We start from the raw sequence: 9,942 nt of genomic DNA on the forward strand, positions 1-9,942 counted from the left end.
GGCGACGACCCCTACGTCGCGTGCCGACCCCAGCAACGCCTGCCGCGGGACGTCTACGACGCGCTCGTCGGCGCGTCCGCGACAACCTCGAACCGAAACACCGCCTCGAACGCGTCCGCCGGGACGCGCTCGGCGTCGACACCCTGCAGCCGTGGGACCGGAACGCGGTTCCGGTCGACGGCGCCAGCCCCGAGTACGACTTCGAGGACGCCCGCAAATTGATCCTGGACGCGGTCGCCCCGCTCGGCGACGCCTACCAGTCCGAAGTGGCCGCCGTCTTCAAGCAGCGCCGCCTCGACGTCTTTGACCACCCGGGGAAGACCCAGCAGGGCGCGGGCTACGCGACGTACGCGCCCGACGCCGGCTCGTTCGTGCTGGCGCGCTGGAACGGCTCGCTGACCCACGTCTTCGTGCTCGCACACGAACTCGGGCACGCGGTCCACGCCACACTCGCGCAAACCGCCCAGCCACACGTCACCGCCGGCATCCCGGACCCAGTCGCGGAACTCCCGAGCAAACTCCACGAGGTGCTGCTCGCCGACCACCTGCTCGAAACCACCACGGGCGACGAGCACACCGCCGTGGCCGCGCGAGCAGTGCGCAGCGTCGGCGCAAATCTCTACTACTCCGCGCGCTGGGCGGCGTTCACCCACCGGCTCCACCTGCGCGTCGCGGACGGGGACCGCCTCACGGCGGACTGGCTGGACGACGCCTACGGCGACCTGTACGCGGAGTTCGTCCCCGCTCTCGAGGTGACCGACCGCCTCCGTGCTGGCTGGACCACCGGGCTCTACAGCATCCCGCTGTACCACCACTACCCGTACGTCCTCGGGACGGCGGGCGCGCTCGCTGTCGCAGACGGCCTCGAAGAGGGTGCCCGAAGCGGCATCGGCAACGGCATCGCGCCGGCGGACTACGTCGCGTTCCTCGAGGCCGGGACGTCGAAGCCGACAGTCGACGCGCTCGACGCCCTCGGCGTCGATGCCACGAGCCAACGCGCCGTCAGCGACGCCGTCGACGGATTCGAAGCCTACGTGGACGCGTTCGCGGAGACCGTCGAGGAGTAGCTCTTTCTCCCGGTAGTCCGTCGCCTTCGACACGATGGCTCGGACTCGACTCTCGGCAGCTCGGCGTCGAGCACGGCGGTACGCGATTCGGTCGCCCGCGCCGGGGACAATCGCGCGCTGGGGATTGGCGGCGATGCTGCTCGCCGCCGGCATTCACAAGCTCCTCGACCCGGCCGCGTGGGCGGCGTACGTCACGAACTGGCTGGCGCCGTGGCTCGTCGTCTCGCCGATTGCGTTCATGCTGGTGAACGGCGTCCTCGAACTCGGCTTCGCGGGGCTGTTGTTCGCCGACCGGTACACGGCGGTCGCGGGGCTGGTCGCGGGCGTCTCGCTCACCGCGACTGTCGCCTACCTCGTGGTCGTGTGGGCGACGACCGGCCAGTTCGGTGACGTGATTGCGCGGGACGTCGGTCTCGCCGGGCTGGCCTGGGCGGTGTCCGTGGACGCGCTCCGGCCTGACTGAACCGCGGGGGCAGGAACTGAGTCCGCCTCCACCTCGCTGCCGACAGGGAAAACACCTTGGTGCCCGCGTCCATTCTGGTGGACATGAGTTCTTCTGAGCGACCCACAGTCGAGGACGTAATGTCAGCGCCGCTGGAGACAATCGCCGCAGACGAGACGGTGATGGAGGCAGCCCAGCGGATGCGGGCAAAGGACATCAGCGCACTCGTCGTCACGACGACGCCGCGCGCCATCATCAGCAGCACGGACGTGCTCGACGCCGTCGCCGAGGGCCGAGACGTCACGGAACTGGCCGTCGCGGACGTGATGACGACAGACGTCGAGACGGCGGCGCCGGACCTCTACATGGAGGAAGTCGCCGCGATGATGACGACGTACGGCATCAAACACCTCCCGGTGGTCGACGACGACTACGTCGGCATGATCTCCTCGACTGACGTCACCGCGCACCTGTCCTAGCACAACTAGTCAGCACCCCGACACTCCGAATAGCAGCCTGCGGGCGGGGCCGCTATAGAATCGTGCCGTGTTTCTTCGACGGCCGGTCCTTCTCGACGTCCTCGTAGAAGTCGAAGCGGTTCGAGAGTTCGGTGCGGAGGTCGGACGGCGGCACGATCTCGTCGATGACGGTCTCGGAGGCCATGCGGTGGACGTCGATGTCCTCGCGGTACTCCTCGCGGAGTTCCTGCTCGCGCTGTTTGCGTTCCTCGGGGTCGTCGATGGCGTTCAGCTTGTTCGCGTAGACGGCGTTGATCGCGGCTTCCGGCCCCATGATGCCGATTTCCCCGGACGGGAGCGCGATGGTCGACTCGGGGTCGTAGGCGGGGCCGCTCATCGCGTAGATGCCGGCGCCGTAGGCCTTCCGCACGACCACTGACTGCTTCGGGACGGTGGCCTCGCTGGTGGCGTAGATCATCTTCTTGCCCTTCTCGAGGATGGCGTCCTTCTCGACCTGGCTGCCCGCCATGAAGCCGGGGGTGTCGCAGAGGTACAGCAGGGGGATGTTGTAGGCGTCGGACTTCCAGACGAACTCCGCGGCCTTCTCGGCGGCGTCCGGGAAGATGGCGCCCGCGCGCTCCGTCGGCTGGTTCGCGACGATGCCGACCGTGCGGCCGTCGATGCGCGCGTACCCCGTCAGAATCTCCTTGCCATACTCGGGCTTGAGTTCGAAGAAGGAGTCCTCGTCGACCACGCGGTCGATGAGGTCGTGCATGTCGTACGCGCGGTTCGGCGACTCCGGAATCAGGCCGTCGATGCCCTCAGGGGACTTCGCCGGGGGTTTCGCGGGCTGGCTCGGCGGCTTCTCGTCGCTGTTGTCCGGGAGGTACTGCACGAGGTTCGAGACGAGTTCGCGGGCGTGTTCCTCGTCGTCGGCGACCAGGTCCGCGCTCCCGGACTCCTCGGCGTGGACCTGCGGACCGCCGAGGTCCTGCATCTCGATCTCCTCGCCGGTGACCATCTTCACCATGCGCGGGGACGCGATTGCCATCGCCGACATGCCCTTCACCATCACGGTGAAGTCCGCGAACACGGGCGTGTAGGCGGCGCCGGCGATACAGGGCCCGTAGAGCACGCAGATCTGTGGGACGCGCCCTGAGAGCCGCGAGTGGTTGAAGTAGTACTTCCCGATGCCCTCGCGGTTCGCGAAGAACCCGGACTGCTGGTCGATGCGGCCGCCCGAGGAGTCCATCAGGTACAGTACCGGCTGCCCGGTCTTGAGCGCGCGCTGCTGCATCCGGAGGAACTTCTCGACGCCGCGCTCGGCCATCGACCCGGCCTTCACGGTGAAGTCGTTCGCCATGAAGTGGACGTCGCGGCCCTCGAAGTCGGCGGCGCCCGTGATGAGGCCGTCCGCGGGCAGGCGGTTGCTGTCGTCGGCCTCCTCGACTTCTGGACTGTCGGGGTGCCAGGCGTCGAAGTGCGCGAACTTCCCGTCCTCGAACAGCAGGTCGCCCGCGCCGTCGCCGTCCTCCTCGCCAAACCAGAGGTCCAGTCGGTCGCGCACGAACAGTTTGTCCTGCTCGGAGAGGCGGGCTTTGTACTTCTCGGGGCCGCCCTCGAGGATGTCCCGGATCTCCTCGCGGAGCTGTTCCTCGCGCTGCGTCGGTCCTAGTTCGTCCTCGGGCTCCGCGGTTTCGCCGCCCGCGGAGGGTTCGGGGGCTTCGTGGACGGCCGCGGGGTCGTCGGCGTCACCGAGGTAGACCTCGACGTCGTCGCTGACGTGCTCGGCGAGCGCGGCGGCGACCGCGTGGGCTTCCTCGTCGGTCGCGCCCGCGCCGATTCGTACCTTCATGGTTCCGGGTGGCTCGGGCTAACGCAAACAGTTTTCTCTTTGGGTCGTCGGGCTCGCGGGCCGTTCGTCCTCGGTCGCGCTTGGGCACCGCCGCCACACCACCGACCGACTAGTTCGGTCGGGCTGACGGCGCTCTGCCGGCCGAACGGCCAACTAGCTTATGCCCTTCCGTGGTACTAGTTCACACATGGGTCCAGTCGAACTCCTGCTCGCGCTGCTGCTGGCCGTCGTGTTCGCCGCGCTCGCGGTCCTGCTCCCGCGGGTGTACCGAACGCTCCACCGGTAGTCGTCCACGAGCAGACCCCCACCGACCGTCGCCTCCAGTGCTCGCGCTCTCTCCCCGAGTGCATCCCGCAGAACTATGGGGGCGGCCGCCCCGCCTCCACGCATGAACGAGGATGCGATGCGACGGTTCCCAGTCCCGGACCGCGAGGACCTCCCCGAGGACCTGCGCGACCGAATCGACGAAGAGACCGAGCGCGCGGGCTTCACCGCGAACGTCTTCAGCGCGTTCAGCTACAAGCCCAGCCACTTCCGCGCCTTCTTCGCGTTCCACGACGCGCTCGTCGACGACTCGCCGCTCGCCCGCGAGGAAGTCGAGATGATCACGGTCGCCGTCTCCGGCGCCAACGACTGCCTCTACTGCGTGGTCGCACACGGCGCGCTCTGCCGCATCTACGCTGACGCGCCGAAGCTCGCGGACCAGCTCGCCACCAACCACCGGGCCGCCGACGTCTCCGACCAGCACCGCGCGATGCTGGACTTCGCAGTCAAACTCACCGAGTCCCCGGAGGCCGTCACGGAAGCGGACGTCCAGGCGCTCCGCGACGCGGGCTTCTCGGAGGAGGAAGTCTGGGACATCGCCGCCACGACCGCGTTCTTCAACCTCTCGAACCGGATGGCAGTCGTCGCCGACATGCGCCCCAACGACGAGTTCTACACGATGGGCCGCGGGGATTGAGCCTGCCGGCCGATGGACGCGGGACTGACCTGCCAGCCGATGGCGCGCGGGGACTGACTCTGCCGGCTCGGCCGGTATGCATTGTCGCAGAACCGCTCGATGCCCCCGAGACCTGACGGTATCGATACAGATACTCGTTTCAGGGAACGCTTTTCGGCCCCGATCGGGCACGTACTCGCATGCTAGCTGTCGGCGGCGCCACCCACGGAGCGGACGGTGAGCGCCGATGCTGAGGGGCCGCTGGGAGCGCCCGCCCGCCATCATCGCGAAGTACTACCTCTACCAGGCGACGACCACGTACGGGTTCTTCTGGCCTGTGTTCACCATCTTCCTGCTGGGCCGCGGGCTCTCGTTCACCGAAATCGGGTTGCTCGGGAGCGTCTCCGCGGGGCTGGTGGTCGTCGGGGAGCTGCCGACGGGATACGTCGGGGACCGCATCGGCCGCCGGAACAGCCTCGTCGTCGGCGCCGTGCTGCAGACGGCGTCCGTGTTCGGATTCGTCGCCGCACAATCGTTCCCGGCGTTCGCTGGCCTCTGGGTGCTCTGGGGCCTCGGCTCCGCGTTCCAGTCGGGCAGCGGGGACGCCTGGCTCTACGAGACGCTTTCGGAACGCCTCGACGAGTCCGCGTTCACGCGCGTTCGCGGCCGCGCCGGGTCCGTCAACCAGTGGCTGACTGCGGCGACGATGCTCGCGGCTGGCGCGCTGTACAGCGTCGACCCGCGACTCCCATTCGTCGCGGGCGGCCTGCTGTTGACCGCGTCCATTCCGGTGCTGGCATCGATGCCACGGACCGAACACCACACCGACGGCGAGACGCTGACCGTCTTCGACGCGCTCCCGGTGGTGAAGCGCCAGCTCTCCCGGCCGCCGCTGCGCTCGACTGTCGCCTACCTGGCGTTGTTCTTCGGGGTCGTGGCCGCCGTCGACGAGTACATCCAACCGGTCGCGACGAACGCGGTCGGCATCCCCGAGACCGGCCTCGGACCGCTGTACGCCGGGTTCACGGTCACGGCGGCGATCGCGAGCTACTACGCCAGCGAACTCGAGTCGCTGCTCTCCACGCAGTGGGCGGTCGTCCTCGTGCCTGCGTTCGTCGCCGCGTTCCTCGTGGTGCCGCTGGTGGCGCCAGTCGCGGCCGTGCCCGCGTTCTTCCTGGTGAAGTCCGCGCGCACCGCGGTCACACCCATCGCCAACGGCTACATCAACGACCACGTCGACTCCGTCGGGCGCGCGACTGTTCTGAGCGCGGCGTCCATGGCGTACGCGCTCGTCCGCCTCCCCCTGAAGCCCGCGAGCGGCGTCGTCGCTGACGCCACCACGCCGCTGACGACCCTTGCGGTACTCGGGGTGCTGTTGCTGGTAGGCGGTGGCTTCCTGTTCGCGTGGGAGCCACCGGCCAGTCGCCGCGGCGACAGCGCGCACGTCCCCGAGTAAGCGGTCCCTAAACGAGTCAGCGGCGGCACCACTATATTCAAGTGTGTTACAGCGCGAAGGACAGACGTGTTTCGCCGTCCACGAATTCGCACTCTCACCGTCGCTGTCGCCCTGGTCGTCGTCGCTGCGGCCGCGCCGGGTGCGACACTCGCCGGCGGGAGTACCGCGTCCGCTAGTACAGTCGAAGCGGGCGTGCTCTCCGTGGACACCACTGGTCCCGGCGCCGCGACGGAGGCCGACGACGTCTTCTACGTGTGGGCCGACGAACCCACGACGTTCGAAGTGACCGTCGGCGACTACCTGAACGTCTCGGAGACGTACTACGCGGACTACGACGTCCGCATCACCGAGAACGTGGACTACGGCTATCACTCGCTCCGCGACGATTCGCTGGCGCACGCAGCGGTGACGCTGGGCGAACTCCAGACCACTGAGGCGGCGGTCAGGATGGACGCCGGCGAACTGGAGCCCGGCCGATATTCGCTGAACGCAAGCATGTACGAGGCGTCCGCTGGGACGAGCCCGCTCCTCGACAACCAGTCCTTCGAAATCCACGTCATGACGAAGGGCGGTGACCTCGACGAGGACGGCTACTCGAATCAGAACGAGGTCACCGGACAGACCGACTTCCTGGACCCCGACACGGACGACGACGAACTGCCGGACGGGTTCGAGGTCCACCAGTTCGGCTCCGACCCGACGGACCCGGACACGGACGGTGACGGCGTCCGGGACGACGAGGAGGTCCGCGCCGACACCGACTACACGATGCCGGACACCGACGAGGACGGCCTGAGCGACCCCTCGGAGATCGGCAATGACTCGTCGCCGAACGCGCCGGACACCGACCTCGACGGGCTCGCCGACCCGATCGAGCGGGACCTCGGGACTGACCCCACCGTCAGCGACACTGACGGCGACGGACTGTCCGACCTGACCGAGTACCAGGAGACCGCCACGGACCCGCTGGATCCCGACACTGACGACGACGGACTGCGCGACGGCATCGAGGTACAGCGGTTCGGCACGGACCCGCTGGACCCCGACACTGACGGCGACGGCATCCAGGACGGCCAGGAAGTGCTGCGCGGGACCGACCCGACGTCGCCGACCGACGAGTCGGTGGCGACTGCGAGTGCCGAGGATGGCACCGGGACGACAGCCGCCGATGCCGGAACTGCGACGGAAACCATCGCCGAGACGAACACAGACGGGGACGCGAACGCCGCTGTCGCAGTCTCGCTGCTGGCTGGCACGGTCACCACCGCGTGGCTGTTCGCCAGTCCAGTCGCCTACGCGCTGCCAACGATGCTATGACTGCACCAGTCCGCGCACTCGCGGTCGTCGCCGTCCTCGGAGTCGCGGTAGTCGCGGGTGCGGCCGGCCCGGTCGCGGCGTCGGACGCGTCCCCGACGTACGTCCAGGACGACGTCACGGCGGATACGACGTGGACGCCCGAAGACGGCCCGTACTTCGTCAGCACGGACGTGACCATCGCGTCCGACGCGACGCTGACTATCGAACCTGGAACCACCGTCAACATCGCCGAGGAGGTCAGGGTGACAGTCGAGGGCAGCCTGCTCGCAGCCGGGTCCGCCACCGACCCGGTCGAAATCACGACCGCCGAGCCGTCACCGACCGCTGGCACCTGGGAGACCATCGAGTACGCGGGCGACTCGGAGTCGACGCTCAGGCTCGAACACACGCTCGTCGAGTACGGCACGACGGCGGTCACAGCGACGTCCAGCGAGGGGGCCATCGAACTCGCGGACGCGACTGTCCGCGACCACGTCCGGACCGGGGTCGCGGTACGGGACCGCGATGGCGGGCCGCGAGTCGAGATTGCGGACTCGCGGTTCGCTTCGCTGGGCAACGCGGGCGTCGAGTTCGCGGTGCCGGAAACGAACCCGTTCGTCGAGTCCGTCACGGACCTCACAGTCACGGGTTCGACGTTCACGTCGACCGGTTCGAACGGCATTCTCGTGCGGTCGCGGGAGATCTCCGGGGTCACAGTCAGCGACGTCGACGTCTCAGCCGTCAATCGAGCCGGTGTGCTGTTGGCTACTGAGTCCACCGACGCGCGACCGCGAACGTCGAACGGCCACTACACCACGGACGTGACATTCAGGGACGTCAGCGTGACCAACGGCGGCACGGACGGCATTCGCTTCGAAGGCGGCGACCTCGAAGACGTAGCCGTCGTCGACAGCACGTTCCGGAACGTCGACGACGCTGGCATCCGGGTGGTGGACGCGACGGTCGCAGACCCCGTCAGCTTCACCGGGAACACTGTGACTGATTCGGGCACGGGCGTCCAGGTGCGCCTGCAGAAGCCCGAAGGCGGCCTCGAACGCGTCTCGCTGACAATCGCGGAGAACACGCTTTCGGGCAACGACCGCCACGGCGTCGACGCCGACCTCGCGTACGTCGTCGTCGATGACTTCGCTGTGCGGGACAACACCGTGCGCGGGAACGGCGGCGCTGGAGTCCGGTTGCGCACGCAGGCGCTCTCCAACGCGGCCGTTACTGGTAACCTCGTCACGGGGAACGACGACCGTGGGGTGGACGTGGGCGCGAACCGCATCGGGGGGCTCGACGTCGCGCGCAACCGGATTACGGGGAACGGCGACGACGGCGTGGCCGTGCGAGCTAGCGACGTGCTGGCCGGCCTCGCCGTGAACCGCAACAGCCTCATCGACAACGACGGCTTCGGCGTGGACGTCACCGGTCACGGCGCGGGCGATGCGCCGAACGAATTCCGCGAGAACACCGTCGTCGCGAACGTCGACGGCGTGCGCTACGCCGGCCCCACGGGCGCCCACCTGGCGAACAACTCAATCGCGTTGAACACCGCCGACCGGGAGCGGCCGGGCGACGCCCCGCAGGGCCGGACGGCGACCGGCGTCGTCGTCGAGGACTCGGCCGGGAACGTCAGCCTCGAACACAACGACGTCTACGGCCACCTCACTGGCCTTCGGAGCGCGGCAAACGGCAGCATCGACGCCGAGAACAACTACTGGGGCGCGGAATCCGGGCCGTACCACGCGACACTGAACCCGAACGGAGCGGGCGACTCCGTGGAGACAGACCGCGGGAAAGCCGACCCGGTGCCGTTCGCCAGCGAGCCGTTCGGCACCCGCTTCGAGCGCCCGACGGCGGTGCTCGTCGCGAACGAGACCACCGTCGAACCGGGCGACGCCGTCCAGTTCTCCGCGGAGCAGTCGAGCGACGACGGACAGATCAGTGCGTACTACTTCGCCGTCGACGGTGAGACTGTCCCAGGGAGCGGGTCGGCGACGCACGTCACGTCCTTCGCGGAACCGGGCACCTACGGGGTCACGCTCGCCGTCGAGGACGACACGGGCGTGCGCAGTCTGAACGACGCGTCCGTCGACGTGACCGTCCGCGTCGTCGAGGAGACCACGACGACCCAGACCACTACTGAACAGACGACCACCCCCACGACCACGACGCCCGCCGGACAGGACGACGAGGACTCCGACGACAAGTCCCTCGTAGACAGCCTGTTGTCGCTGTGGGGCGGCATCGGCGCCGCGTTCTACCTGCTCGCGCTCGCACTGGGTACGTACGGCACGTTCCTCTCGATTCGGGGCACGCGTCCGCCGTTCAGCGGGCGGACGACGCACGCCCTGGCCGGCGCCGCCGTTCTGACGTGGGTGGCCGCCGGCTTCCTCGTGGACGGGAACCTGCTCACCGTCGCGGG

General features: G+C 68.5%; 8 protein-coding genes. 7 read left to right on the forward strand and 1 reads right to left on the reverse strand.

Annotation, left to right across the window (positions count from 1 at the left end):
- From GRX66_RS12765 to GRX66_RS12775, 3 genes are all read left to right on the forward strand, one after another.
- A partial coding sequence (locus GRX66_RS12765; protein WP_233745510.1) for a M3 family metallopeptidase occupies positions 1–1,067 on the forward strand: 1,067 nt, incomplete at its 5' end.
- Between the two features lie 34 nt (positions 1,068–1,101).
- On the forward strand, positions 1,102–1,530 hold the full coding sequence (locus GRX66_RS12770; protein WP_159526907.1) for a MauE/DoxX family redox-associated membrane protein: 429 nt from the start codon (positions 1,102–1,104) through the stop codon (positions 1,528–1,530).
- Between the two features lie 83 nt (positions 1,531–1,613).
- Positions 1,614–1,988, forward strand: coding sequence for a CBS domain-containing protein (locus GRX66_RS12775; RefSeq protein WP_159526908.1), 375 nt, complete (start codon positions 1,614–1,616; stop codon positions 1,986–1,988).
- 52 nt (positions 1,989–2,040) lie between these two features.
- Here GRX66_RS12775 and GRX66_RS12780 read toward each other — a convergent pair whose 3' ends face one another.
- Positions 2,041–3,822, reverse strand: a complete 1,782-nt coding sequence (locus GRX66_RS12780; protein ID WP_159526909.1) for an acyl-CoA carboxylase subunit beta — start codon at positions 3,820–3,822, stop codon at positions 2,041–2,043.
- Positions 3,823–4,210: 388 nt separating this feature from the next.
- On the opposite strand from GRX66_RS12780, the gene GRX66_RS12785 reads away from it, so the two are divergent.
- From GRX66_RS12785 to GRX66_RS12800, 4 genes are all read left to right on the forward strand, one after another.
- On the forward strand, positions 4,211–4,783 hold the full coding sequence (locus GRX66_RS12785) for a peroxidase-related enzyme (RefSeq protein WP_159526910.1): 573 nt from the start codon (positions 4,211–4,213) through the stop codon (positions 4,781–4,783).
- Positions 4,784–5,009: 226 nt separating this feature from the next.
- Positions 5,010–6,218, forward strand: a complete 1,209-nt coding sequence (locus tag GRX66_RS12790; RefSeq protein WP_159526911.1) for an MFS transporter — start codon at positions 5,010–5,012, stop codon at positions 6,216–6,218.
- A gap of 66 nt (positions 6,219–6,284) precedes the next feature.
- Positions 6,285–7,535 carry a thrombospondin type 3 repeat-containing protein gene (locus GRX66_RS12795; protein WP_159526912.1) on the forward strand — a complete coding sequence of 417 codons (1,251 nt, stop codon included), beginning with the start codon at positions 6,285–6,287 and terminating at the stop codon, positions 7,533–7,535.
- The coding region (locus GRX66_RS12800) for a right-handed parallel beta-helix repeat-containing protein (protein WP_159526913.1) at positions 7,532–9,942 on the forward strand (2,411 nt) is incomplete at its 3' end. The genes GRX66_RS12795 and GRX66_RS12800, both read left to right, overlap by 4 nt.

Origin of the sequence: Halobacterium bonnevillei (genome assembly GCF_009831555.1) — an archaeon.
Lineage (GTDB): Archaea > Halobacteriota > Halobacteria > Halobacteriales > Halobacteriaceae > Halobacterium > Halobacterium bonnevillei.

Bases quoted from the DNA above. Each gene is read 5' to 3' on its own strand.
- GRX66_RS12775 (WP_159526908.1), top strand. From the start codon at position 1,614: ATGAGTTCTTCTGAGCGACCCACAGTCGAGGACGTAATGTCAGCGCCG.
- GRX66_RS12790 (WP_159526911.1), top strand. From the start codon at position 5,010: ATGCTGAGGGGCCGCTGGGAGCGCCCGCCCGCCATCATCGCGAAGTAC.
- GRX66_RS12780 (WP_159526909.1), bottom strand. From the start codon at position 3,822: ATGAAGGTACGAATCGGCGCGGGCGCGACCGACGAGGAAGCCCACGCG.
- GRX66_RS12785 (WP_159526910.1), top strand. From the start codon at position 4,211: ATGAACGAGGATGCGATGCGACGGTTCCCAGTCCCGGACCGCGAGGAC.
- GRX66_RS12770 (WP_159526907.1), top strand. From the start codon at position 1,102: ATGGCTCGGACTCGACTCTCGGCAGCTCGGCGTCGAGCACGGCGGTAC.